This is a genomic window from Streptomonospora nanhaiensis (assembly GCF_013410565.1).
GTDB classification, from domain to species: domain Bacteria; phylum Actinomycetota; class Actinomycetes; order Streptosporangiales; family Streptosporangiaceae; genus Streptomonospora; species Streptomonospora nanhaiensis.
Genome location: NZ_JACCFO010000001.1, coordinates 1,310,744 through 1,336,017, shown reverse-complemented (window position 1 = coordinate 1,336,017; position 25,274 = coordinate 1,310,744). Strand labels below are relative to the sequence as shown.

Genomic DNA, 25,274 nt, shown 5'->3' with positions numbered 1-25,274 from the left:
CCATGCCGCGCCGTAAAGACCTGAAGTCCGTCCTCGTGGTCGGGTCCGGGCCGATCGTGATCGGGCAGGCGGCGGAGTTCGACTACTCCGGCACCCAGGCGTGCCGGGTGCTCAAGGCCGAGGGCCTGCGCGTCGTCCTGGTCAACTCCAACCCCGCCACGATCATGACCGACCCCGAGATCGCCGACGCCACCTACGTCGAGCCGATCACACCGGAGATGGTCGAGAAGATCATCGCCAAGGAGCGCCCCGACGCCCTGCTGCCCACCCTGGGCGGGCAGACCGCGCTCAACACCGCCGTGGCCCTGCACGACTCCGGCGTGCTGGCCAAGTACAACGTCGAGCTGATCGGCGCCAACGTCGAGGCCATCCAGTCCGGCGAGGACCGCGAGACCTTCAAGGGGATCGTGGAGCGCGTCGGCGGCGAGTCCGCCCGCTCGCGCATCTGCCACACCATCGAGGAGTGCCTGGCCGCCGCCGAGGAACTGAGCTACCCCGTGGTGGTGCGGCCCTCCTTCACCATGGGCGGCTCGGGCTCGGGCTTCGCCCACAACGAGACCGAGCTGCGCCGCATCGCCGGGCAGGGGCTCGCGCTCTCGCCCACCACCGAGGTCCTGCTGGAGGAGTCCATCCTCGGCTGGAAGGAGTACGAGCTGGAGCTGATGCGCGACGGCCACGACAACGTGGTCGTCGTCTGCTCCATCGAGAACTTCGACCCCATGGGCGTGCACACCGGCGACTCGGTCACCGTGGCCCCGGCCATGACCCTGACCGACCGCGAGTACCAGCGCATGCGCGACCTGGGCATCGCCATCATCCGCGCCGTGGGCGTGGACACCGGCGGCTGCAACATCCAGTTCGCCGTGCACCCCGACACCGGGCGCATCATCGTCATCGAGATGAACCCGCGCGTCTCGCGGTCCTCGGCGCTGGCCTCCAAGGCCACCGGGTTCCCCATCGCCAAGATCGCCGCCAAGCTCGCCGTGGGCTACACCCTCGACGAGATCCCCAACGACATCACCGCCGAGACCCCGGCCAGCTTCGAGCCGAGCCTGGACTACGTGGTGGTGAAGGTCCCGCGCTTCGCCTTCGAGAAGTTCCCCGGCGCCGACCCCGCCCTGACCACCACCATGAAGTCGGTGGGCGAGGCCATGGCCATCGGCCGCTCCTTCGCCGAGGCCCTGCAGAAGGCCATGCGCTCGGTCGAGAAGAGCGGCATCGGCCTGACCTGGGCGGGCGAGCCCGGCGACCGCGACGAGCTGCTGCGCGCCGCCGCCACCCCCGGCGAGCACCGGCTGCGCCTGGTCCAGCAGGCCCTGCGCGCCGGCGCCACCGTCGAGGAGCTGCACGAGGCCACCAACATCGACCCCTGGTTCCTGGACCAGATGCTGCTGCTGGAGGAGACCGCGCGCGAGCTGGCCGCGGCGCCCAAGCTCGACGCCGCCTCGCTGCGCGCGGCCAAGCGGCTGGGCTTCTCCGACCTCCAGATCGGCGAGATCACCGGCAAGTCCGAGGAGGTGGTGCGCGAGCTGCGGCACGCGCTGGGGATCCACCCCGTCTACCTCACGGTCGACACCTGCGCCGCGGAGTTCGCCGCCAAGACGCCCTACCTGTACAGCTCCTACGACGAGGAGACCGAGGTGCCCCCGGGCACCCGGCCCAAGGTGATCATCCTGGGCTCGGGCCCCAACCGCATCGGCCAGGGCGTGGAGTTCGACTACAGCTGCGTGCACGCGTCCTTCGCGCTGGCCGAGGCCGGCTACGAGACCGTGATGGTCAACTGCAACCCCGAGACCGTCTCCACCGACTACGACACCAGCGACCGGCTCTACTTCGAGCCGCTGACCCTGGAGGACGTGCTGGAGGTCGTGCTCGCCGAGCGCGCCGCCGGCCCGGTGGCCGGGGTCATCGTCCAGCTCGGCGGGCAGACCCCGCTGGGCCTGGCCCGCCGGCTCAAGGAGGCCGGGGTGCCCATCGTCGGCACCAGCCCCGAGGCCATCGACCTGGCCGAGGACCGCGGCGAGTTCGGCAAGGTCCTCACCGACGCCGGCCTGCCCGCGCCCAAGCACGGCACCGCGCACTCCTTCGCCGAGGCCAAGGAGGTCGCCGACGAGATCGGCTACCCGGTCATGGTGCGGCCCTCCTACGTGCTGGGCGGGCGCGGCATGGAGATCGTCTACGACGAGGCCATGCTCGCCGACTACATCGAGCGCAACGCCGAGGTCAGCCCGGAGTACCCGGTGCTGATCGACCGCTTCCTCGACGACGCCATCGAGATCGACGTCGACGCCATCTACGACGGCACCGAGCTGTACCTGGGCGGCATCATGGAGCACATCGAGGAGGCCGGGATCCACTCCGGCGACTCCGCGTGCGCCCTGCCCGCCATCACGCTGGGCCACGAGGACTTCGAGCGCATCCGCTACTCCACCGAGGCCATCGCCCGCGGCACCGGGGTGCGCGGCCTGCTCAACGTCCAGTACGCCCTGGCCTCGGGCGTGCTCTACGTGCTGGAGGCCAACCCGCGCGCCTCGCGCACCGTGCCGTTCGTGTCCAAGGCCACCGCCGTGCCGCTGGCCAAGGCCGCCGCGCGGGTCATGATGGGCGCCACCGTGCGCGAGCTGCGCGCCGAGGGCGTGCTGCCCGCCGAGGGCGACGGCGGCCCTCTGCCGCTGGACGCCCCCGTGGCGGTCAAGGAGGCGGTGCTGCCGTTCAACCGGTTCATCGACCGCCACGGCGAGGGCGTCGACACCGTGCTGGGCCCCGAGATGCGCTCCACCGGCGAGGTCATGGGCCTGGACGTCGACTTCGGCGCCGCCTACGCCAAGTCCCAGCTGGCCGCCTACGGGTCGCTGCCCACCAGCGGCACGGTGTTCGTGTCGGTGGCCAACCGCGACAAGCGCACCATGGTGTTCCCGGTCAAGCGGCTGGCCGACCTCGGCTTCGAGATCCTGGCCACCGAGGGCACCGCGGCGGTGCTGCGGCGCAACGGCGTGACCGCCCGCGTGGTGCGCAAGCACAGCGAGGGTCCCGGGCCCGACGGCGAACCCACTATCGTGCAACTCATCCACCGCGGCGACGTGGACCTCATCGTCAACACCCCGTTCGGCAGCGCCGGCCAGGCCGGGCCCCGGCTGGACGGCTACGAGATCCGCACCGCGGCGGTCGTGCGCGGCGTCCCCAGCGTCACCACGGTGCAGGGCCTCGCCGCGGCGGTGCAGGGCATCGAGGCGCTGGCCCGGGGCGACATCGGCGTGCGCTCCCTCCAGGAGCACGCCGCGGCCCTGCAGGGGGCGCGGGCGTGAGCCGCCCCTAGGCGGGGAGGGAGACCGGGCGGGGGCCGGCCAGGCGGCGGCGCGCCGCAGCGAAGCGAGGCAGGGCAGCACGAGTGAGCGACAACGGGCCGGTGCAGACGCGGAGCCCCGTACTGACCGTGCGCCGGGTCGACGCCTACTACGCCATCACCGTGGTGGCCCCCCAGATCGCCGAGCGGTTCCGCTCCGGGCAGTTCCTGTCGGTGGCGGTGGGCGGCGAGCAGTCGAGCATGCTGCTGCGCCGCCCCTTCGCCATCCACGACGTCAAGCCCGACTACGGCGGCACCGTGGAGTTCCTCTTCGCGGTGCGCGGGCCGGGCACCGCCTGGCTGGCCGAGCGGCGCCAGCGCGACCTGCTGGACGTGGTGGGGCCGCTGGGGCGGCCCTTCCCGCTGCCGCGCGACCCCGTCAACTGCATGCTGGCGGGCGGGGGCTCGGGGGCGGCGCCGCTGTTCCCGCTGGCCCACGCGCTGCGCCGGCGCGGCTGCCGGGTGGACTTCGTGCTCGGCGCCGCCTCGGCCGACCGGGTCTTCAGCGCCATCAGCGCCCGGCGCATCGCCGAGACCACCACGTTCACCACCGACGACGGCTCCTTCGGGGTGCGCGGCCGGGTCACCGACGCGCTGGAGCGCGCCATGGACGACGCCCGCTCCGACGTGGTCTACGCCTGCGGCCCCATGCCGATGCTGCGCACCGTGGCCGCGGTGGCGGCCCGCCAGGGCGTGCCGGTGCAGGTGGCGGTGGAGGAGACCATGGCCTGCGGCACCGGGATCTGCATGAGCTGCGTGATCCCGGTGGTGGGGGAGGACGGGATCACCCGCATGGTGCGCGCGTGCGTGGACGGGCCGGTCTTCCGCGGCGAGCGGGTCCGCTTCGACGACGTCGGCACGATCCCCTTCGACGCCCTGGGCGCGCCCGGCTGGAAGGCGCGCGGCGAGGACTCCGCCGACTCCGCGGGCGGGGTCGCCGACCGGGAGGCGGGCTGATGACCACCGACATGCGCACCCGGCTGGCCGGGCTGGAGCTGCCCAACCCCGTGATGGCGGCGGCCGGGTGCGCCGGCACCGGCCGGGAGCTGGCCCAGTTTTTCGACATCGCGCGCATCGGCGCCGTGGTGACCAAGTCGGTCATGCTGGAGCCGCGCGCGGGCCGGCCCGCGCCCCGCGTGGCCGAGGCCCCCAGCGGCATGCTCAGCGCGATCGGGCTGCAGGGGCCCGGCATCGAGGTGTTCCTCCAGCGCGACCTGCCCTGGCTGCTGTCGCGCGGCGGGCGCGCCGTGGCGTCGGTGGCCGGCGCGGGCGCGGGGGAGTACGCCGAGCTGGCCCGGCGGCTGTCGGCGGCCGAGGGCGTGGAGATGATCGAGGTCAACCTGTCCTGCCCCAACCCGGCGGGCGGGGGCCTGGACTTCGCCGACGACCCCGCCGAGGCGGCGCGCGTGGTGCACGCCGTGCGTTCCCACACCCGCTCCGACATCCCCGTCTTCGCCAAGCTGGCCGCCGACGTGCCCGACCTGGTCGCCCTGGCGCGGGCCTGCGTGGACGCCCGCGCCGACGGCCTGTCGCTGATCAACAGCGTGCGCGCCATGGCGGTGGACCCCCGCACGCTGCGCCCGGCGGTGGCCGGGGGCGTGGGCGGGCTCTCGGGCCCGGCCATCCGCCCGATCGCGGTCGCCAGCGTCTACCGGGTGCACGCCGCCCTGCCCGAGGTCCCGCTGATCGGCATGGGCGGGGTGCGCACCGGCGTCGACGCCCTGGAGCTGCTGGCGGCGGGCGCCTCGGCGGTGGGGGTGGGCACGGTGACCTTCTCCGACCCCTCGGCGTGCGTGCGCATCCTCCGGGAGCTGGAGGAGCTGCTGGAGGAGCGCGGCGCCGACCGGGTGGCCGACGTCGTGGGCGCCGCCCACCGACCCGTCGGCGCGCCGATCGGAGCTGTGCTGGGCCGATGACGCGAAATGCACTGAGTCGGCCTGTAGGCTGCCAGCGGTGCCGGGGGATGTACCGCCTACCCCCGGGGGCGGAACGCGCCGCTACGGCCGTTTGAGCCGCACCGGCGCACGTCTCATCGGCTTATACGCATGAAGCGGGCGTTCGGGGGGAACCGCTCCGGACAGTGCCCGAGCCCGTGCGGCGGCCGGCCGTGCGGGCCGGCCCGTCCGCGGGCCGCGCCGCCGCCCCCGAGCGGGCGTCCGCCCGCCCAGCCCGTGCCGAGTGACCCCAAAGGAGACCAACCGTGGCCGCGCCCATCGCCGTCGCCATCGACGCACCCGACATCGAGACCGCCGCACGCTGGGCGTCCGAGGTCGCCCCCCACGTGAGCACGGTGAAGGTGGGGCTGGAGCTCTACCTGCGCTACGGACCGGAGGTGGTGGGCACGCTGCGCGGCGGGACCAAGACCTCGGTCTTCCTCGACCTGAAGCTGCACGACATCCCCGCCACGGTCGCCGGAGCCGCGCGCAACGTGGCCCGGTTCAAGCCCTCCATCCTGACCGTGCACGCCGCCGGCGGGCGCGACATGATCGCCGCGGCGGTGGAGGCCGCGCCGCAGACCACCATCGCGGCCGTGACCGTGCTGACCTCGCTGGACGACTCCGCGCTGGCCGAGATCGGCCTGGCCGGCCCCGCCGGCGACGCCGCCCGGCGGCTGGCGGTGCTGGCGGTCGAGGCCGGCGCCCGGGCGCTGGTGTGCTCGCCGCACGAGGTCGCCTCGCTGCGCGCCGAGGTCGGGCCCGACGTCATGCTCATCACCCCGGGGGTGCGCCCGGCCGGGGCCGACCGCGGTGACCAGGCGCGGGTGGCCACGCCCGAGGAGGCGATCGCGGCCGGCGCCGACCTGCTCGTGATCGGGCGCCCGATCACCCGCGCCGCCGACCCCGGCGCGGCGGCGGCCAAGATCGCGGCCGCCCTGCGGCGCGTCGAGGCGCCCTCGGCCTGAGCGGGCGGCGCGCACCGGCCGCCCCGCGCGGACGTCCGGGGCGGCCCGGTCGGCGCGGCCGGCGGCCGACCGGGTGGCCGGGCGCCGGCCGCGCCCCCGGCGGCGGGGACACGCCGGGGGCCGCCTGCGTGTGACCGATTGCGGCCAACTGACCGTGTGCGATTGGGCACGGCCGAAACCCGGTTCGGGCACCCGGCCCTGACCTGCGGGGGCCGCCGGAGCGTCGCCGGACGAGTACGCTGGGCGGTCGATCCAACCGGGCCAAAAGTCCCGAATTCGGCGGCGCTGAGCAATCGTTCCATTACCTAGAGTAATTACTTTGATGAAATGGCGCTTGAAAGGCCACTTTGCGTTGCCGAACGGGGTCGGAACCTACTAACTTGCGCAGGCGTCCGCCCTCTACAAACGAGAGAAAACCGAGGTGACCCGGCGTGGCCCTTCCTCCCCTCACACCCGAACAGCGCGCCGCGGCTCTGGAGAAAGCCGCGAAGGCCAGAAAAGAGCGCGCGGAAGTCAAGAACCGTCTGAAGCACGGCGGCGTCTCGCTGTCGGAGGTTCTGGCCGACGGCCAGACCGACGACGTCATCGGCAAGATGAAGGTCTCGGCTCTCCTGGAATCCCTGCCCGGTGTCGGCAAAGTCCGCGCCAAGCAGATCATGGAGCGGCTGAACATTGCCGAGTCGCGCCGTGTCCGCGGGCTGGGCGCCAACCAGCGCGCGGCTCTGGAGCGTGAATTCGGCGGAGCCGAGTAGCGTTCAAAGGCGGATGTGCCGTTTTTCACGGCGACTTCCGGCCGTCCCCCGGGCGGCCGGGTGAGTGCGACCGCCGATGCCGTGTCGCCGCAGCCCCGCGGTGGCGGTGTCGGCGGTGTGTCGAACACCGGGCGGTACCGGACTCGGACAGCCCCCACCTGCGCTGACGCGGCAGGCCGCGTGGCCATGCGGCGCCGCGGGAGCGCTCTCGGAGACTCCGGACCGGTCGGCGGGTGGGCTCCGCGCCACCCCCGGGCGAACGCCCGCCGCGTTCGGTAGGACGGCCCCTCAGCCGCTCCCCGACACCCCGGACCGCCATTCGGCACCGCACGCCAAGGCACGACCTGCGCCGCGGCCGTGCCCCTGCCGCGCCCCTTCGGGGGCGTGCGCACGGGGCGCGCCGCGGCGCAGTGGTATAACAGACCAACCGGCGCCGCCGCCGGCCCCGCCCGGCCGCGGCCGCGCGACCCGGTGCCGCCCGCCCGCGTGCGGCACCCGCCGGCCACCGCGCCGCGCCTTCCACACCCGCCCTCGGCCCCTTCGAGAGTTTGATTCGCCCGTGCCCAACGACTTCGCCGAGTCGGCACCGCCCGCACCCGGCACACCGCGCACCGGCCCGGCCCGCCGCCTGACCGTGCTCTCCGGGCCCTCGGGGGTCGGCAAGAGCACCGTCGTGCGCGAGATCCGCGCCCACCACCCCGAGGTGTGGCTGTCGGTGTCGGCCACCACCCGCGCGCCCCGCCCCGGCGAGACCGACGGCGTGGAGTACCACTTCACCGACGACGCCGGGTTCGACCGCATGGTCGCCGAGGGCGAACTGCTGGAGTGGGCGGAGTTCGCCGGCAACCGCTACGGCACCCCGCGCCGCCCCGTCGAGGAGCGGCTGCGCCGGGGGGAGCCGGTGCTGCTGGAGATCGACCTGCAGGGCGCCCGCCAGGTGCGCGCCACCATGCCCGAGGCGCTGCAGGTCTTCCTGGCGCCCCCGACGTGGGAGGAGCTGGTGCGCCGGCTCACCGGGCGCGGCACCGAGCCGCCCGAGGTGATCCAGCGCCGCCTGGACGCCGCCCGGGTCGAACTCGCCGCCGAGAAGGAGTTCGACGTCACCCTCGTCAACACGTCGGTGAGCGAGGTCCGCGACGAGCTGCTAGCGTTGATCCTTGAGCCGCAGGTGTGATAACCGCGGCACAGCACCGGCGGATCCGCCGAGTCCACCGACTATCCTGGCGTGAGTCCGTTTCCGCAGGTCCCCTACGGGGCCTTTGACACCAATCCAGGGGGACGCACGTGGCAGGCACCGAGCCCGTCGCCGAAGGCATCACCAACCCGCCCATCGACGATCTCCTGGAGACCGTCGACAGCAAGTACAGCCTGGTCACCATGGCCTCCAAGCGGGCCCGCCAGATCAACGCCTACTACGCCCAGCTGGGCGAGGGCCTGCTGGAGTACGTCGGCCCGCTGGTCGAGACCCAGGTCCAGGAGAAGGCGCTGTCCATCGCCCTGCGCGAGATCAATGGCGGCCTGCTGACCGCCGAGCCCTACGAGGGCGCCTGATCCGCACGCCGCCGCACCCGGGGGCCGGTCCGCGCCCGCGCGGTGGCGTCTGCTGAGATCGTGTCGTGAACACCGAGCACCGTCCCGAGATCGTCCTGGGGGTGGGAGCCGGCATCGCCGCCTACAAGGTGTGCGAGCTGCTCCGCCGCCTCACCGAGTCCGGGCACAGCGTCACCGTCGTCCCCACCGCCGACGCGCTGCGGTTCGTGGGTGAGCCCACCTGGGCCGCGCTCTCGGGCCGGCCCGTGGCCACCGGGGTGTGGGAGTCCGTCCACGAGGTCCCGCACGTGCGCATCGGACGCGCGGCCGACCTCGTGTTCGTGGCCCCCGCGACCGCCGACCTGCTGGCCAAGGCCGCGCACGGCATCGCCGACGACCTGCTCACGAACACCCTGCTGACGGCGCGCTGCCCGGTCGTGTTCGCCCCCGCCATGCACACCGAGATGTGGGAGCACCCGGCCACCCGCGCCAACGTGGCCGCGCTGCGGGCCCGCGGCGCGGTGGTGCTGGAGCCCGCCGTGGGCCGCCTCACCGGCGCCGACACCGGCAAGGGCCGGCTGCCCGAGCCCGCCGACCTGTTCGCCGCCGCCCGGCGGGTCCTGGCGCGCGGCGCGCTGCCGGTCGACCTGGCCGGGCGGCGGGTGCTGGTCACCGCCGGGGGCACCCGCGAGCCGCTGGACCCCGTCCGCTACCTGGGCAACCGTTCCTCGGGGCGGCAGGGCTACGCGCTGGCCGCCACCGCTCTGGCGCGCGGTGCGCGGGTGAGCCTCATCGCGGCCAACGTCGACCTGCCCGACCCGGCCGGCGCCGACATCACCCGCGTGGGCACCGCGCGCGAACTGCGCGAGGCGGTGCTGGCGCACCGGGAGCGGGCCGACGCGGTGGTGATGACCGCCGCCGTGGCCGACTTCCGGCCGGCCGAGGTCGCCGAGGGCAAGATCAAGAAGGGCGAGGGCGGCCCGCCCGTCCTCGAACTGGTCGAGAACCCCGACATCCTGCTGGAGCTGTCGCGGGAGCGCCCGCGCCCCGGGCAGGTGGTCGTGGGCTTCGCCGCCGAGACCGACCACGTGCTGGAGCACGGCCGGGCCAAACTGGAGCGCAAGGGCTGCGACCTGCTCGTGGTCAACCAGGTCGGCGCCGGGCGGGCGTTCGGCACCGAGGACAACCAGGCGGTCGTGCTGGGCGCGGACGGCTCGGCCACCGAGATCCCGCACGGGCCCAAGGAGAACCTGGCCGACCGGGTGTGGGACCTGGTGGCCGCCCGGCTGGCGCCCGGCGGAGAGCCGTCCTGACGGCGCCGCGAGGCGGGGACCGGGCGGCGGGGCCGCCGGGCCCCGCCGAGGCGCCCGGCGCGCGGGCACTCCGGGCGCTTCGGGCGGTGCGCCCTGTTGCGCGTGCAGCGTCCGGTTTCGCTGTACGCTACGGGAAACCCCAGCACAACGGCATGATCACCGCGCATCCGGAAATTCGACTGTGCCGTGCGTCACACCGGCTGGGGAACCGTCTGAAAAGGGCTTCCGCGGCCGCGCGCGGAGGCGCCCCACCCGCGGGAAGGCGGCGTACCTGACCTATCCGGGCCGGTCGCCCGAGCGTTCCGGACAACGTCCCACTACAGTGGACGAAAGAAAACCAACCGCGTCGGTCGGTTTCGTCGTGGCCCCCTTGTTCCGCGGCGGGAGCCGAGCCGAGCCGACAACTGTCAGCCAGCAGCCGCTGCAAGGAGTCACTCAACGTGTCCCGTCGCCTTTTCACCTCCGAGTCGGTCACCGAAGGCCACCCCGACAAGATGGCCGACCAGATCAGTGACGCGATCCTCGACGCGATGCTCCAGGACGACCCCGCCAGCCGGGTCGCCGTAGAGACCCTGATCACCACCGGACAGGTACACGTGGCCGGTGAGGTCACCACCAAGACCTACGTCGACATCCCCGCCATCGTGCGGCAGAAGATCCTGGAAATCGGCTACGACTCCTCCGCCAAGGGCTTCGACGGCCAGTCCTGCGGGGTCTCGGTCTCGATCGACGCGCAGTCCCCCGACATCGCCCAGGGCGTCGACACCGCCTACGAGGCCCGGGTCGAGAAGGGCGCCGACGCCCTCGACCTGCAGGGCGCGGGCGACCAGGGCCTGATGTTCGGCTACGCCAACCGCGAGACCCCCGAGCTGATGCCGCTGCCGATCAAGCTGGCCCACGCGCTGTCGCAGCGGCTCGCCGCGGTCCGCCACGACGGCACCGTGCCCTACCTGCGCCCCGACGGCAAGACCCAGGTCACCGTCGAGTACGAGGGCCTCCAGCCGGTGCGCCTGGACACCGTGGTGGTCTCCAGCCAGCACGCTCCCGACATCGACATGGAGGAGCTGCTGACCCCCGACATCAAGGAGCACGTGATCGCCCCGGTGGTGGCGAGCTACGGGCTTGAGGCCGACAACTACCGGCTGCTGGTCAACCCCACCGGCCGCTTCGAGATCGGCGGCCCGATGGGCGACGCCGGGCTCACCGGCCGCAAGATCATCGTCGACACCTACGGCGGCTACGCCCGCCACGGCGGCGGCGCCTTCTCGGGCAAGGACCCGTCCAAGGTCGACCGCTCGGCCGCCTACGCCACGCGCTGGGTCGCCAAGAACATCGTCGCCGCCGGCCTGGCCGACCGCGCCGAGGTCCAGGTGGCCTACGCGATCGGCAAGGCGCACCCGGTGGGCATCTTCATCGAGACCTTCGGCACCGAGCAGGTGGCCCCCGACGTCATCGAGAAGGCCGTGAAGGAGGTATTCGACCTCCGCCCCGCGGCGATCGTCCGCGACCTGGACCTGCTGCGCCCGATCTACTCCAACACGGCCGCCTACGGCCACTTCGGCCGCGAGCACGCCGACTTCACCTGGGAGCAGACCGACCGCGCCGCCGCCCTGAAGTCCGCCGTGGGCGCCTGACCCGCCACCCCACCCCGTCCCCGCAGCGACCGCCGTCCGGCCGCGCCCCGCCCCGGGGCGCGGCCGGACGCGTGTGTGCGGGCGGGTTCCCTCCGTAGCGCTCGCGTGGCATCATGTCGCCGGTCGGCTGTATGCGGTATGCGAACCTGTGTGCGGTGAGGGGGCCGGATGTCCGCGTTGAGCGTGCTGGACCGGGAGAGGTCGGTGGCCTCCTGGACCTACAACCGGTGGCTGATCCCGCCCGCCGCGCTGGCGGTGCACCTGTCCATCGGGCAGGCCTATGCCACCAGCGTGTACAAGAACTCCCTGGTCGAGCACTTCGACACCGGGCAGACCCAGATCGGGATCATCTTCTCCATCGCCATCGTGATGCTGGGGCTCTCGGCGGCGGTGGGCGGCACCTGGGTCGAGCGGGCCGGGCCGCGCAAGGCGATGCTGGTGTCCGCGCTGTTCTGGAGCGGCGGGTTCCTCGTGGGCGCGCTGGGCATCGCCCTGGGCTGGCTGTGGCTGCTCTACGCCGGCTACGGCGTGCTCGGCGGGATCGGCCTGGGCATCGGCTACATCTCGCCCGTCTCGACGCTGATGAAGTGGTTCCCCGACCGCCCCGGGCTTGCCACCGGCATGGCGATCATGGGCTTCGGCGGCGGCGCGCTGGTGGCGACCCCGGTCTCCAACCAGCTCATGGCCTTCTACGACCCCTCCTACGACGCCTCGGCCGCCGGGTCGGTGGCCTCCGGTGGGGCGGTCGTGGGGCTGTTCGCCACCCTGGGCCTGGCCTACCTGGTGCTGATGACGATGGGCGTCCTGCTGATCCGGGTCCCGCCCGAGGGGTGGCGGCCCGCCGGGTACGACCCCGGCACCGCCCACGCCGGCGCCCGCATGATGACCGCGCGCGGCGTCTCGGCCGCCAACGCGGTGCGCACGCCCCAGTTCTGGCTGCTGTGGGTGGTGCTGTTCACCAACGTCACCGCCGGGATCGGCATCCTGGAGCACGCCAGCCCGCTCATCCAGGACTTCTTCCGCGACGGCGGCGGCGCCAGCGCCGTCACCGCCGCCGCGGCGGGCGGGTTCGTCGGGATGCTGTCGCTGTTCAACATGGGCGGCCGGTTCGTCTGGTCCTCGACCTCCGACCTGGTGGGCCGCAAACCGATCTACATGTTCTACCTGGGCGCGGGCGCCGTGCTCTACCTGCTCATGGCCACGGTCGGCGGCACCTCCACGGTGGTGTTCGCCGCCACGGCGGGGATCATCATCTCCTTCTACGGCGGTGGATTCGCCACCGTGCCCGCCTACCTGCGCGACCTGTTCGGCACCTACCAGGTCGGCGCGATCCACGGGCGGCTGCTCACCGCGTGGTCGGCCGCCGGGATCGCCGGGCCGCTGATCATCAACGCCTTCCTCGACGCCCAGGGCGAACCCGGCACGCTCACCCAGTCGGCCTACCAGGCGCCGCTGCTCACCATGGTCGGCCTGCTGGTCGTGGGGTTCGCCGCCAACCTGCTGATCCGGCCGGTGGCCGAGCGCTTCCAGGAGCCCGCCGCGGCTGAGCCCGCCGCGCGACCCGCCCCCGGCGGGCCCGCCGAGGGCGCCCGCGCGCCGGACGCCGCCGCCCCGTCGGTGCCCCGGGGCGGCGGCGCGTGGCTGGTGGTCTCCTGGGCGGTGGTGGCCGTGCTGCTGGGCTACGCCGTCGTCCGCGTCACCGCGACGGCCGCCCAGCTGTTCACCGGGTAGGCGGGCGCGGTCAGCGGTGGCCGGGCACCGCGTCGGCCGCCGGGGAGGCGTCGGGGCCGGCGCCGGGCCGAGGGCCGGTCTCCGCCCGCGCGGCGGCGCGCGCCGGCTTCTCCGGGATCCGGGCCAGCACCCACTTCTGCGCGGCCTCCAGGGGCCCGTTGCCGAACCGGCGCAGCCACAGGGTGGCGGCGGTCAGCAGCACCAGGCAGATGGCCGCCCACAGGCCCATCACCCACCAGGGGCCGGTGTGCTCCAGCCGGGCCGCCAGGCCCAGGCCGATCCCGTAGCAGGCCAGCATCGCCAGCACGTTCTGCAGCACGTAGCCCGACAGCGCGGTGCGGCCCAGCGAGGAGAACGCCGTGACCAGCACGCCCGGGGCCCGCCGCCGCGCCGACACCGCGTCCATGATCCTCCCGACCAGCCCGATGATCCCCAGCGCCACGATGGGCGCGGCGATGTAGCGGTCGACGAGGAAGAGGCTGCCTCCGGCGACCGTGGTGGCCAGGTTCAGCGGCACGCCCGCGCCCAGGCCCCACAGCAGCAGCCGGGTGCGGATCGCCCGGCCCGCGGCGTCGGGGGAGAACGCCCCGGCGCGGAACAGCCGCACCCCCAGCAGGAACAGGAAGACCAGCAGGGCGAACGACAGCACCGGCTCGATGCGCAGCATGCCGGCGTTCTCCAGCCGGAACGCGACCTGCTCCAGGTAGCCGCCCTCGGCGTAGAGGCGGACGACCTCGGCGCCCGCGCCGGTGTCGACCTGCTGCTCGGGCGGCACCAGCCGCTCCAGGGCCACCAGCGCGGCGGTGAGCAGCGCCATCAGCAGCACGTGCGCCCCCGCGCTCACCCACAGCGCCACCCGCTGGGCGCGCCGCGAGCGCGTCAGCAGCCAGGCCACCAGCAGCGCGGTGACGGCGTAGCCCATCAGCACGTCCCAGGCGAAGACCAGCACGAAGTGCAGCGTGCCCTCGGCGAACAGCAGCAGCGCCCGCCACTTGTAGCGGCCCGGCCAGCGGTTGCCCCGCCTGGCGGCCGAGCGGAACTGGATCGCCAGGCCCGCGCCGAAGAGCAGGGTGAGCAGGGCGAGGAACTTGCCGTTGGCGGCGAACCGCATCGCCGCCTCCAACGCGGCGCCCACCGTGGCGCCGGTGTCCTCCACCGCGCTCTCGGGCGCGCCGCCGCTGGTGCTCGACAGCACCGCCCACTCGCCGCCGGGCGAGGCGAAGATCCAGATGTTGGTGGCCAGGGTGCCGAGGATCGCCACCCCGCGCAGGACGTCCAGCAGCGGCAGCCGCCCTCCGCCGCGGGAACCCGCGGGTGCGGCTCCGGCTCGGTCGGCGGTCGTTTCCATGATCGTTGAGCCCCCGTTCAGACGGTCACCGACCGGGCACGCACGGTGCGCCCCCGGTCCTGGGACCAGGCTCCCCCGACCGCCGGGTACCGCGCGTCCTGCGCGCTGCCGAATTGGGGTGCTGCTTAAGTTGTACGAGGTGAGTACGACCCCGCCCCGCTACAGGCGCACGGTGGTGCTGCGCACGATCTCGAAGACCGGGTGGGTGGCGGCCTCGCGCGCGAAGTCGTCGTCGGGGGAGTCGGGGGCCGCGGTGAACTGCCCGGACACCATCACCGCGCGGGCGTGGTCGAGGTACTCCCGCAGGACGGGCGCGGCGCGCTCGGGTCCGACCTCGACCACGCTGACCAGTTCGATCCAGCCGCCGTGGCGCAGGGTGCCGAAGCCGTCCTTGCGCAGGTTGCGCACCCAGCCGGTCTCGCCGTAGGCGCCGACGAGGAACCGGCCCTGGGTGTTCTCGACCAGGCTGACGGGCGTGGTGCGCAGGAACCCGGACTTGGCGCCGCGGGTGGTCAGCAGCCGAAGGTCGGAGGGGGCGAGCCCGAAACTGATGAACCCCCCGATCACGGCGTTGGCTGTGCGCCTCACCCGGGTACGGCGGAATCGCCCGGCGTCGTTGCCCATCGACCTCTCCCTTACTCGGCTCCCCCCATTGTGCGGGTTTTCGCCCGTTGCCCGCACCTCGCAGCGCTAGCGGAACGCGGATACGCCCGTCACGGCCTGCCCGATGCTCAGCGCGTGGATCTCCTCGGTGCCCTCGTAGGTGGCGACCGTCTCCAGATTCACCATGTGCCGCATGACCGGGTACTCCAGGGTGATGCCGTTGGCGCCGTGCAGCGACCGCGCGGCCCGCGCCACCCGCTGGGCGGCGGCCACGTTGCCGAACTTGCCGAGGCTGACGTGGTTGTGGTGGCAGGCGCCCGCGTCCTTGAGCCGGCCGATCCGCAGCGCGGTGAGACCGGCCTGGTTGACGTCGAGCACCATCTCGGCGAGCTTGCGCTGGGTGAGCTGGAACCCGGCGATGGGGCCGCCGAACTGCTCGCGGGTGGCCGCGTACTCCAGCGCGGCGGCGTAGCAGGCGCGCGCGGCGCCCACCACGCCCCACACGATCCCGTAGCGGGCCTCGTTGAGGCAGGACAGCGGCGAGCCCAGGCCCGCCGACCCCGGCAGCAGCGCGTCGCCGGGCAGCCGCACGCCCTCCAGCACCAGTTCGGAGGTGATCGAGGCGCGCAGCGACAGCTTGCGGTGGATCGTGTTGGCCTGGAACCCGGGGGTGTCGGTGGGCACCAGGAACCCGCGGATGCCGTCGTCGGTGGCCGCCCACACCACGGCCACGTCGGCGACCGAGCCGTTGGTGATCCACATCTTGGTGCCGTCCAGGACCCAGTCGGCGCCGTCGCGGCGGGCCCGGGTGCGCATCGAGCCGGGGTCGCTGCCGGAGTCGGGCTCGGTCAGCCCGAAGCAGCCGATGGCCTCGCCGGCGGCCATGCGCGGCAGCCAGGCCGTCTTCTGCTCCTCGGAGCCGAACTTGTGGATCGCGGCCATGGCCAGCGACCCCTGCACCGAGACGAAGCTGCGCAGCCCGGAGTCCACCGCCTCCAGTTCGCGGCAGGCCAGGCCGTAGGCCACCGCGCTCGCGCCCGCGCAGCCGTAGCCCTCCAGGTGCATGCCGAACACGCCGAGGTCGCCGAACGCCTTGGCCAGGCCGCGCGGGTCGGGCAGGGTGCCGGCCTCGAACCACTCGGCGACGTGCGGCAGCAGTTCGCGGGTGGCGTAGTCGCGCACGGTGTCGCGGATGTCGCGCTCCTCCTCGGCGAGCGTGGAGTCCAGGGCGAGGAAGTCGTGCGGGTCGGGCGCTGCGGGGCGGTGCGGGGCGGTCATGGCGCGGTCCCTTCTGCTGCGGCGGTGTCGGGTGCGGGTGGCGCGGGGTGGTGCGGGCGGGCGCTGGGCGCCGGGCCGGGGGTCAGCCGGCGGGCGGGCCCGGCCGGGGCGCCGGGCCGGGCCGTGGGGGCGGGGCGGCCTGGTGGACCGCTCCGCGCGCGATGAGGGCGGCGACGCGCTCGGGCGCCAGCCCGGCCTCGGCCAGCACCCGCGCGGAGTGCTCGCCCAGCAGCGGCGGCGGGGCGGCGGGGGCGCGCCGGCCCGCCGCCGGCGCGGAGTCCAGCCGGAACCCGGCGCGGACCAGCTCCAGCGGTCCGGCGGCGGGGTGGTGGGCCGCGAGCAGCACGTCGTCGCCGGCGGCCTGGGCGGTGCGCACGGCGTCGAGCACGCCGCGCACCCGGCCGACCGGCACACCGGCGTCCAGCAGGTCGCGCACCCACTCCGCCGCCGGACGGGCGCGCAGCGCGGCGGAGATCTCGGCGACCAGTTCGGCGCGGTGGGCCACGCGCAGCGGGTTGGTGGCGTAGCGGGGGTCGTCGGCGAGGTCGGGGCGCCTGAGCACCGCGCACAGCCGCTGGAACAGGGAGTCGTTGCCGGCCGCCACGACGATCTCGGAGTCGGCCGTGGGGAACGCCTGGTAGGGCACGATCGAGCCGTGGGTGTTGCCCACCCGCTCGGGCTCGGCACCGGTGACCAGCGCCTGCTGGGTGACGTTGGCCAGCCCGGAGAGGGCGGAGTTGACCAGCGAGACGGACACGTGCTCGCCCCGCCCGTCGGCGCGCGCCCGCACCAGCGCGCCCAGGACAGCCACGGCCGCGTTCAGGCCGGTGAGCACGTCGGTGATGGCCACGCCCGCCTTGGTCGGCGGTCCGTCGGGGGAGCCGGTGGCGGCCATGAACCCGCTCTCGGCCTGCACGATGAGGTCGAACCCCGGGCGGCCGGGCGGGTCGTGCTCGGGGCCGAACCCGCTGATGGAGCAGTAGACCACGGCGGGGTTGCGCGCCCGCACCGAGGCGTAGCCCAGCCCGAGGCGGTCGGCCACGCCGGGGCGGAAGTTCTGCACCACGACGTCGGCGGCGGCGCAGATGTCCTGGACGGCGGCCAGGCCGTCGGGGTCCTTGAGGTCGACCGCCAGGCTGCGCTTGTTGCGGTTGACCGCCAGGAAGTAGCTCGCCTCGCCGCCCGCCCAGGGCGGCCCCCACGCGCGGGTGTCGTCGCCGCGCCCGGGGTGCTCGATCTTGACCACGTCGGCGCCCAGGTCGGCCAGCAGCATGGTGGCGTAGGGGCCGGCCAGGACCCGCGAGAGGTCGGCCACCCGCACTCCGGCCAGCGGCCGGCCGGGCGGTGCGGCGCCGTCCGCGCCGCCGGGGGAGGGGGCGGGGGCCGCGCCCGCCCCGGTGCCCGCCGTCTCGTCCGTCATGTCCTCCGCGCTCCCTTCGCCGCTGCCCTCGGGCGGCCGCGTGGCGGGCCGCCCGCCTCCCGCGCCGGCGCCGTGCTCACCCGCGCGCCGGGCCCGTGCGGCGCGGTGCGGCGGGTTCGGCGGCCTCGGCCGCGCGTGCCGCCCGCACCTGGTGGAACGTCTCCAGGCAGCGGCGCAGCGCCGTGGTGAGCGCGCCCCCGGACTGGCCCGCGTAGCGGCGCTGGACGCGCTCGGCGATCTCGGTGATGTCCTCGGTGACCGACAGGCCCTCGACGAGCGCGCGGAAGAACTCCTTGGCGAGGTCGGTGAGCAGCGTGGTGTCGGCGGCGACGATCCGGCCGTCGGCCAGGTTCACGGCGAGGACCACGCCCAGGCGCTCGTACTGCGAGTGGCTCGCCACGGCGTCGGGCAGGCGGGCGTAGCCCGAGACGAGGACGACGTCGGGGTCCTCCAGCAGCGGGCGGATCCGCTCGGGTGCGGGCACGGTGCTCCCTCCGTTGGGCACGCGGAAACTCCGGGGGTGCTGGAGTCTCACGCCTGGCGGGGCGACCGGGGGACGCCGGGCGCCCTCAGCGGGAGGGCAGACGGCACTCAGTATCGCCGAACCCCGCCGCCGCCTGTCAACAACCGGCGACGGCCCTGTCGGCGCCGCGGCGGCCCGGGAACCGGGTTGCGGCCGCCGCGGGGCCGTGGGCTATAGTCGGGGGCAGGTCATGAGTGCCAGCGTCAAGCCCCGGCTAGCTGGCCGGCAACCCTCCTTCCGCGGTGGGGTGCCCCGGGTGAGGACCAGGTCAGGACACGACCATCTCGACCGTGTCAGGCAAGCGCGGACCCCCGAGGTTCCACGCGCGCGGCCACCGCGACGGCAGCGGGGCGGCGCGTACTCCAGGGGTCCCTGACGGCCCCTGGAGGTGCCACTGTGACTACCACTGCCGCCGCTCCCGCCCGCCCCGGCGCCGCGCAGCCCGCGCCGTTTGCTCCGGCGGCCCACGAACCGCCCGCCGCGCCCGCCGGCTCCTGTGCGGTGCCCGCCGTGGTCGGCGCCGGCGCCCGCGTCGAACTGGCCACCGGAGGGCACGCCGAGTACGCCAACCTCGACCACGCCGCCAGCGCGCCGTGCCTGGCCGCGGTGAGCGACGCCGTCGCCGCCGCGCTGCCCACCTACGCCAGCGTGCACCGGGGCGCCGGACTGCACTCCCAGGTCACCACCCGCGCCTACGAGGCCGCGCGCGCCTCGGTCGCCCGCTTCGTCGGCGCGCGCGGCAGCGACGCCGTCGTGTTCGTGCGCGGCACCACCGACGCGCTCAACCTGCTCGCCCGCGCCCTGCCCGAAGGCTGCGCGGTGGTGGTCTTCGCCGCCGAGCACCACGCCTCCCTGCTGCCCTGGCAGCACCGGGGCAGCCGCGCCGGGTCGGTCGCCCGGCTGCCGCTGCCGCCCACTCCCCAGGCCGCTGCCGCGGCCGCCCGCGCCGCGCTGCGCGCGGCGCCCGAGGGCCCGCGCCTGCTGTGCGTGACGGCCGCCTCCAACGTCACCGGCGAGGTGTGGCCCGTGGCCGAACTCGCCGAGGTCGCACACGAGGAGGGCGCCCGCCTCTGCGTGGACGCCGCGCAGCTGGTGCCGCACCAGGCGTTCAGCCTCAGCCGCTCCGGCGCCGACTACGTCGCCTTCTCCGCGCACAAGCTCTACGCGCCCTTCGGCGCCGGCGTGCTCGCCGGGCGCACCGACTGGCTGCGCGCCGCCGCGCCCTACCTCGCCGGGGGCGGCGCCACGGCCGCCGTCACCGACACCGACGTGCGCTGGAACGACCTGCCCGCGCGGCACGAGGCGGGCAGCCCCAACGTGCTGGGCGCGGTGGCGCTGGCGGCCGCCTGCGACACCCTGGCCGCCGCCGGGCAGGACCGGCTGCACGCGCGCGAGCAGGAGCTGCTGCGCCGGCTGCGCACCGGCCTGGCCGCCGTCCCCGGCGTCACGGAGCTGCGCCTGTGGGCCGCCGACCATCCGCGCGTGGGCATCTCCTCGTTCGTGGTGGACTCCCTGCCCGCCGACGTCGTGGCCGCCGCGCTGTCGGCCGAGTACGGCATCGGCGTGCGCGACGGCCTCTTCTGCGCCCACCCGCTGACCCGCCACCTGCTGCCCGAGGGCCACGGCAGCGCGGTGCGCGCCAGCATCGGCCTGGGCACCACCGCCGAGCACGTCGACCGGCTGGTGCGGGCCGTGGGCGAGCTCGCCCGGCGCGGGCCGCGCCTGCGCTACCGCCCGGACGAGTCCATCGGCCACCTCGTCCCCGAGGTCCCCGGGCCGCGCTGACCGGCCCCGCGGCGGCCGCGCCGACCGGGGCCGACCGGCGGAAGAACGCGTGAGTTTCTCCCCGGGTGAATGACGTACCTCACACCAGGTACCATCGGGCGCTAACGAAGTGCGGTGGGTCACCGCCCCGGAGCAACCCTCCGGCGCGCGGGCGGCCCTCGGCACCGGCCGACGGCTCGGGGGGCGCGATCGTGACCGACGACGGGCGTGCAGTCCACATCGACGACGACCAGGCCGTGGCCGCGATCCCCGATCCGCGCGTCGTGCACATCAGCGAGCGCCTGGCGCGCGGCCCGGGCCCCGCCGCGCCGGCCCGCCCGGCGCCGCCGCCCCGCGGCCACGCCCTTGGCGCCGACCGCCTCCGCACGGCCCGGCGCGGCTTCCTGCGGCGCGCCGTGGGCTACCTCGCCGCCGACGCCGGGGTGCGCCAGTTCGTGGACCTCGGCTCGCGGCTGCCGGCGGGCGAGGGCATCGGCCGCGCCGCCGCCGAGTACGCGCCCGGCTCCCGCGTCGTCTACGTCCACGCCGAGCCCACCGCCGCGCTGCCCGGCGGTTCGGGACCGGGCGAGAACGGCGCGGCCGTCCTGGCCGTGGAGCGCATCGACCCCGACCGCCTGCTGTCCGCCCTCAGCGGGCGCGGCCTCATCGACCTCGCCGAGCCGGTGGGGGTGCTGCTGACCGACGCCACCGCGCCGAGCCGCCACGGCGTCCTGGCCCACGACCTGGTCCGCGCGCTGCACGCCGCGCTGGCCCCGGGGGCGCACATCGCCATCGCTCAGCCCGCCTCCGACGCCCGCGACCCGCACTGCCGCGAGGTCGCGGCGGCGGTGTTCGAGCCCTTCACGCTGATCGAGCCGGGACTGGCCGACATGGCGTGGTGGCCCTACCCCGACGAGGAGGTCAGCGCCGAGCCCACCGGCGTCCTCGCCGGAGTGGGCCGCCGCGACTGATCCGGCGCCGCCGCGCGCGGCGCCCACGGCAACCGGGCGGCGGGCGGGCCGCCCACGACCACGGGCGGGAGGACGCCATGGCCGCAACCGCCGGGCCCCGCTGGGGCGCGGAGATCGCCGACCAGTTGGAGTTCCACTGGGACACCACCATGTGGCCGCGGCTGCGCGGACTGGACGACGACGAGTACTTCTGGGAGCCGGTGGAGGGCTGCTGGTCGGTGCGGCCCCGCCCCGACGGCACGTTCGTCCCCGACCACGCCTACCCCGCGCCCGACCCGCCGCCGGTCACCACCATCGCCTGGCGGCTCAGCCACGTCGTGGTGACGGTGCTGGAGTTGCGCCTGGACCACCACTTCGGCGAGCGCCGCCGCACCCTCGCCGACGCCCGCTGGCCGGGCGGCGCCGCCGAGGCCCTGGACCGGCTGCGCACCGCCTACGGGCGCTGGATCACCGGGCTGCGCGGCCTCACCGACGCCGACTTCGCCGCGCCGGTGGGGGCCGCCGAGCCCGAGCAGTGGGCGGAGTTCCCGTTCGTCACGCTGGCCCTGCACGTCAACCGCGAGGTCATCCACCACCACGCCGAGATCGCCCTGCTCCGCGACCTCTACCGCGCCCGCCCGGGCGCCCACTGCGACGCGCTGTAAGGCGCGCGGGCTCAGCGGCCGGGCTCGCCGCCGAGGACGTGGTCCTCCCAGTCGTCGCAGTCGGCGAGCAGCCAGTGCGGCACCAGCCGGTAGGGGAAGGGCGCGTCGGTCTGGAACAGTTCCCGGCCGAACGCCTGATTCGCGGTGCGGTACTGGTCTCCGTCCAGCCGCAGTTCCATGATCCCGATCTCTTCGAGGTTGGGATCGATGATCCAGTAGGACTCGATGCCGAACTTGGCGTACTCCGCGCGCTTGGTGTGATGGTCGGTGAACACGGTCGACCTTGAGACGATCTCCACGGCCAGCAGCGGCGGCCGGGTGAGGTGGGCGGCCGAACGGTCGGCGCGCGGAATGACGCACAGGTCGGGGATCCGGTGATGCGTCCGATCAGCGTTGAAATTGATCCCGGCGGCTGCGGAGACGTTGTGCCCTCGCGGCGTCTGCGGGTGCAGTACCAGAAGAAGCCGGTCGGCGATGACGGTGTGAGGGTAGAGGGGCGCGGGGGTCACTTCAAGCCGCCCGTCGACCAGTTCGTACCGCCTGCCGTCGTCTGGCATCTGTTCCAGGTCGTCGACGGTCAACGGCCGCGACTGCGGTGCTGACTTCCGCATGCTCATAGCCGTCATCATGCCTCCTTACTCGCATGGGGACCAGTATCCGAACGCGCGGCCCGCCGTGTGCGGAAACGGCGAAACCCGCGCCGGCCCCGGCGCGGCGCCGCCCGCGTCCCGCGCCTCCTACACGACCTCCAGCGGGTCCACGCGGACCTGGGCGGCGTGCTCCTCCTTGCGGGCGCTGCGGGCCGACGCGGCCGCCTTCAGGGCGGCGGCGAGCCGGCCGATGTCGGCGCGCGGCACGCGCAGCAGCGCCCGCTCCGAGGCGGCCTCGGAGCCGGAGCCGCCCGCGTTCACCGGCACCGGCCCCAGGACCTGCGCCGACTCCGGCAGCCGCACACCCTCCAGCAGTTCGCGCACGTGCGCGGCCTCACCCGTCACCGACGCCATCGCCACCGCCGGGGGGAACCCCAGCTCGCGGCGCTCGGTCAGCTCCCGCTCCGCGAACCCGCCGGGATCCCAGCGCACCAGGGCCTGCACGGCGGGCAGGCCGGCCTCGGCCACCACCACGACCTGGCCGCCCTCGCCCGCCGGGCGCACCAGCGCGGCGGCGTTGCACCACCGGCGCAGCGCCTCCTCGGCCGCGCGCAGGTCGGCGCGGCCCAGCAGTGCCCAGCCGTCCAGCAGCACCGCCGCCGCGTAGCCGCCGCGCGCGGCGGGCTCGGCCCCCGGGGTGGCCACCACCAGCGCGGGGCGCTCGGAGACCTCGGTCAGCACGTCGTCGCGGCCCGAGGTGCGCACGGTCAGCGACGGGAACGCCCGGCCCAGCTCCTCGGCGGTGCGCCGCGCGCCCACCACCCCGGCGCGCAGCCGGGTGCCGCCGCAGTCGGCGCACCGCCACTCGCCCGCGATGCGGCCGCACCAGCGGCAGTAGGGCATGGCGTGGGCGCCGCGCAGCGCCAGCGGCCCCTGGCAGGCGCCGCACCGGGCGGGCGCGCGGCAGGAGGCGCAGGCCAGGGAGGACAGGTAGCCGCGCCGGGGCACCTGGACGAGCACCGGTCCCGTGCGGGCGGCCTCGCGGGCCACGCGCAGCGCCAGGTGGGGGATGCGGGCGGTGCGGGCGGCCTCGTCGCGCGCCAGTTCGCTGTCGTCGCCGGTGGCGCGCACGCGGGGTGCCCGCTCGCGCAGCAGGGCGCGGTCGGCGGCCAGAGGGTGGGCCCACCCCGACTCGACGAGCTGGGTGGCCTCGGTGGTGCGGGTGAACCCGCCGATGAGCGCGCCGGCCCCCGCGCGGTGCGCCCGCATCGACAACACGGTGCGGGCGTGGGGGTAGGGCGCGTGCGGCTCGGAGTGGACGTCGTCGCCGTCGTCCCAGATGGCCACCAGGCCGAGGTCGCGCACGGGCGCGAACGCCGCCGCCCGCGTGCCCACCACCGCGCGCACGTGGCCGCGCAGCACGCGCAGCCAGCGGCGGTAGCGCTCGGCCGGGCCCAGCCCGGCCGTCAGCGCGACGTGGCGGCCCTCGCCGAGGCGGCGCGCCATGGCGGCGTCGACCGCCGCCACGTCGCGGCCGTCGGGGACCACCACGACCGCGCCCCGGCCCGCCGACAGCGCGGCGGCCACGGCGACGGCGATGGCGTCGGCCCACTGCGGGCCGGGAAGCGCGCTCCACACCGCGCGCGGCGCCCCGCCCGAGGCCAGCGCCGCCACGAACGACGGCCCGGCCGGGTAGTCGGCCCACGGTCCGGGCTCCGGCGGCGGGGGAGCGGCGGCCGACGCGGAGTCCGGTGAGCCCGGTGCGGCGGGCGCGGGGCCGCCCTGCGGTGCGGACGCCGACGCCACCGCACCGGAGGGGGCCGCCGCGGAGGCGGCACTGGGGGGAGCGCCTTCGGCGGCGGCCGCGTCCTCGCTGTCCGGCGCCGTCCTCGGGGCGCCCCGGTCGCCTTCCGGCGCGGCCGCGCCGTCCCGGTCCGCGGTGCCGTGCGCACGGGCAGGGCGGTCGTCGCCCGCGGTCTCGACGGCCTCCACCGCCTCGCCCGGCGGGTGCGGTGCGGCCGGCGCGCCTTCGGCGTCGGGTGCCGCGACCTCGGCTGCGGCATCGCCGGCCCGCCGGGCCGGGGAACCGTGCCCCGGTGCGCTCGCGCCGCCCCGGCCGGGGGCGCTGTGGTCGCGGGCGGGGGAGTCCCCCGCGGTCTCGACGGCCTCCAGTACCTCGGCCGCCCGGCGCGGCGGGGCCCCCGCGCCTTCGGCGCCCGCCTCCGGGCCCGGGACGGCGGCCGCGGGCGCGGCCCCGTCCGCCGCCGCGCTCTCCCCGCCCCCGGGGCGCGGTGAGGCGGCCTCGGGGTCCTCCTTCTCGACGCGGGCGTGGCGCGGGGGCACGGCCAGCCGCAGGACGTCGCTGAGCGTGCCCGCGTAGCGGTCGGCCACGGCCCGGGCCAGCGCGGCGATCTCAGGCGTCAGCACGGGTTCGGGCGACACCACCTGGTGCAGGTAGGCCAGCCGCCCGGGGAACTCCGAGGTGGCGCGGCGCTCCAGCAGGAACCCCGACAGGAGTTGGCCGTTGAACGGCACCCGCACCCGGCACCCCGGCACCGCCGCCTCGTCCATGGACTCGGGGACCCGGTAGTCGAACAGGCGGTCCAGGTGCGGCAGCGGGGTGTCGACCACCACCCGCGCCACGGGATCGCGCTCGGCCGGGCGGCGCGGCCGGGGCCCGGCCGCGCCCTTGGGGGCCTTGGCCGCCGCCCGCCCGCCGGCGGCCTGGCCCGGCCCCGCCGGCGGCCCGGCGGCGGCCGGACGCGGCAGGTCGAACAGGAGCCCCTCGTCGGGATCGGGCTGGGCGGTCATCAGAACAGGTTTACCAGAGGCCGCCGACACCCCCGTGCCGCGCGCGCCGCGCGCCCGGCCGCCGCGTGTCGGCGCCGCCGTCCTGGTAGACAGGACGCGGTAGCAAGCGGTCAGTGA

The 25,274-nt window shown here is 75.4% G+C and carries 20 protein-coding genes and 1 riboswitch; of the genes, 13 read left to right on the top strand and 7 right to left on the bottom strand.

From position 1 onward, the window contains the following. Nucleotides 1-2 precede the first annotated feature (2 nt). The 10 genes from carB (at nucleotide 3) to HNR12_RS05730 (ending at nucleotide 13,205) form a co-directional block, all read left to right on the top strand. On the top strand, nucleotides 3-3,305 hold the full coding sequence (gene carB, locus HNR12_RS05775) for a carbamoyl-phosphate synthase large subunit (RefSeq protein ID WP_179766528.1): 3,303 nt from the start codon (nucleotides 3-5) through the stop codon (nucleotides 3,303-3,305). An 83-nt stretch (nucleotides 3,306-3,388) separates the two neighbouring features. After that, a complete protein-coding gene (locus HNR12_RS05770; protein WP_179766527.1) occupies nucleotides 3,389-4,300 on the top strand; it encodes a dihydroorotate dehydrogenase electron transfer subunit in 912 nt (303 codons plus the stop codon). Further along, nucleotides 4,300-5,259 (top strand): dihydroorotate dehydrogenase, encoded by a 960-nt coding sequence (locus HNR12_RS05765; protein WP_179766526.1) that lies wholly within the window; start codon nucleotides 4,300-4,302, stop codon nucleotides 5,257-5,259. Before HNR12_RS05770 ends, HNR12_RS05765 begins: the two co-directional genes overlap by 1 nt. Nucleotides 5,260-5,543: 284 nt before the next feature. Beyond that, nucleotides 5,544-6,245, top strand: coding sequence for an orotidine-5'-phosphate decarboxylase (gene pyrF, locus HNR12_RS05760; protein ID WP_179766525.1), 702 nt, complete (start codon nucleotides 5,544-5,546; stop codon nucleotides 6,243-6,245). Between the two features lie 431 nt (nucleotides 6,246-6,676). Beyond that, nucleotides 6,677-6,997, top strand: coding sequence for an integration host factor, actinobacterial type (mihF, locus tag HNR12_RS05755; protein ID WP_179766524.1), 321 nt, complete (start codon nucleotides 6,677-6,679; stop codon nucleotides 6,995-6,997). Nucleotides 6,998-7,625: 628 nt separating this feature from the next. Further along, entirely contained in the window at nucleotides 7,626-8,171 is a 546-nt protein-coding gene (gene gmk, locus HNR12_RS05750) for a guanylate kinase (protein ID WP_218902331.1), read from the top strand. Between the two features lie 110 nt (nucleotides 8,172-8,281). Then, complete coding sequence (rpoZ, locus tag HNR12_RS05745; RefSeq protein ID WP_179766522.1) at nucleotides 8,282-8,548, top strand: DNA-directed RNA polymerase subunit omega; 267 nt, start codon at nucleotides 8,282-8,284, stop codon at nucleotides 8,546-8,548. Nucleotides 8,549-8,613: 65 nt separating this feature from the next. Continuing rightward, the gene (gene coaBC / locus HNR12_RS05740; RefSeq protein WP_179766521.1) at nucleotides 8,614-9,840 is read left to right on the top strand and encodes a bifunctional phosphopantothenoylcysteine decarboxylase/phosphopantothenate--cysteine ligase CoaBC; all 1,227 of its coding nucleotides are present in this window, start codon (nucleotides 8,614-8,616) and stop codon (nucleotides 9,838-9,840) included. A 440-nt stretch (nucleotides 9,841-10,280) separates the two neighbouring features. Next, entirely contained in the window at nucleotides 10,281-11,474 is a 1,194-nt protein-coding gene (gene metK / locus HNR12_RS05735) for a methionine adenosyltransferase (RefSeq protein WP_179766520.1), read from the top strand. A gap of 168 nt (nucleotides 11,475-11,642) precedes the next feature. Then, entirely contained in the window at nucleotides 11,643-13,205 is a 1,563-nt protein-coding gene (locus HNR12_RS05730) for an OFA family MFS transporter (RefSeq protein WP_179766519.1), read from the top strand. A gap of 10 nt (nucleotides 13,206-13,215) precedes the next feature. Here HNR12_RS05730 and HNR12_RS05725 read toward each other — a convergent pair whose 3' ends face one another. The 5 genes from HNR12_RS05725 to HNR12_RS05705 form a co-directional block, all read right to left on the bottom strand. Further along, nucleotides 13,216-14,553, bottom strand: coding sequence for a DUF418 domain-containing protein (locus HNR12_RS05725; RefSeq protein WP_179766518.1), 1,338 nt, complete (start codon nucleotides 14,551-14,553; stop codon nucleotides 13,216-13,218). Nucleotides 14,554-14,712: 159 nt separating this feature from the next. Next, complete coding sequence (locus tag HNR12_RS05720; RefSeq protein ID WP_179766517.1) at nucleotides 14,713-15,177, bottom strand: nitroreductase/quinone reductase family protein; 465 nt, start codon at nucleotides 15,175-15,177, stop codon at nucleotides 14,713-14,715. 66 nt (nucleotides 15,178-15,243) lie between these two features. Beyond that, nucleotides 15,244-16,434 carry an acyl-CoA dehydrogenase family protein gene (locus HNR12_RS05715; protein WP_179766516.1) on the bottom strand — a complete coding sequence of 397 codons (1,191 nt, stop codon included), beginning with the start codon at nucleotides 16,432-16,434 and terminating at the stop codon, nucleotides 15,244-15,246. Nucleotides 16,435-16,516: 82 nt separating this feature from the next. Continuing rightward, the gene (locus tag HNR12_RS05710) at nucleotides 16,517-17,854 is read right to left on the bottom strand and encodes a CaiB/BaiF CoA transferase family protein (RefSeq protein ID WP_179766515.1); all 1,338 of its coding nucleotides are present in this window, start codon (nucleotides 17,852-17,854) and stop codon (nucleotides 16,517-16,519) included. Between the two features lie 76 nt (nucleotides 17,855-17,930). Beyond that, complete coding sequence (locus HNR12_RS05705; RefSeq protein WP_179766514.1) at nucleotides 17,931-18,338, bottom strand: DUF3870 domain-containing protein; 408 nt, start codon at nucleotides 18,336-18,338, stop codon at nucleotides 17,931-17,933. A gap of 225 nt (nucleotides 18,339-18,563) precedes the next feature. Continuing rightward, nucleotides 18,564-18,687, top strand: a riboswitch (SAM riboswitch). A gap of 191 nt (nucleotides 18,688-18,878) precedes the next feature. Here HNR12_RS05705 and HNR12_RS05700 point away from each other — a divergent pair. From HNR12_RS05700 to HNR12_RS05690, 3 genes are all read left to right on the top strand, one after another. Further along, nucleotides 18,879-20,162, top strand: a complete 1,284-nt coding sequence (locus tag HNR12_RS05700; protein WP_308118779.1) for an aminotransferase class V-fold PLP-dependent enzyme — start codon at nucleotides 18,879-18,881, stop codon at nucleotides 20,160-20,162. Between the two features lie 191 nt (nucleotides 20,163-20,353). Further along, a complete protein-coding gene (locus HNR12_RS05695) occupies nucleotides 20,354-21,112 on the top strand; it encodes an SAM-dependent methyltransferase (protein WP_179766512.1) in 759 nt (252 codons plus the stop codon). 77 nt (nucleotides 21,113-21,189) lie between these two features. After that, the gene (locus tag HNR12_RS05690) at nucleotides 21,190-21,756 is read left to right on the top strand and encodes a DinB family protein (protein WP_179766511.1); all 567 of its coding nucleotides are present in this window, start codon (nucleotides 21,190-21,192) and stop codon (nucleotides 21,754-21,756) included. An 11-nt stretch (nucleotides 21,757-21,767) separates the two neighbouring features. Here the strand turns inward: HNR12_RS05690 and HNR12_RS05685 are convergent, their stop codons facing one another. Together HNR12_RS05685 and HNR12_RS05680 are read right to left on the bottom strand one after the other, a co-directional pair. After that, nucleotides 21,768-22,373, bottom strand: coding sequence for a Uma2 family endonuclease (locus HNR12_RS05685; RefSeq protein ID WP_246425008.1), 606 nt, complete (start codon nucleotides 22,371-22,373; stop codon nucleotides 21,768-21,770). Between the two features lie 120 nt (nucleotides 22,374-22,493). Further along, a complete protein-coding gene (locus tag HNR12_RS05680; RefSeq protein WP_179766510.1) occupies nucleotides 22,494-25,157 on the bottom strand; it encodes a primosomal protein N' family DNA-binding protein in 2,664 nt (887 codons plus the stop codon). Nucleotides 25,158-25,274: the final 117 nt, after the last annotated feature.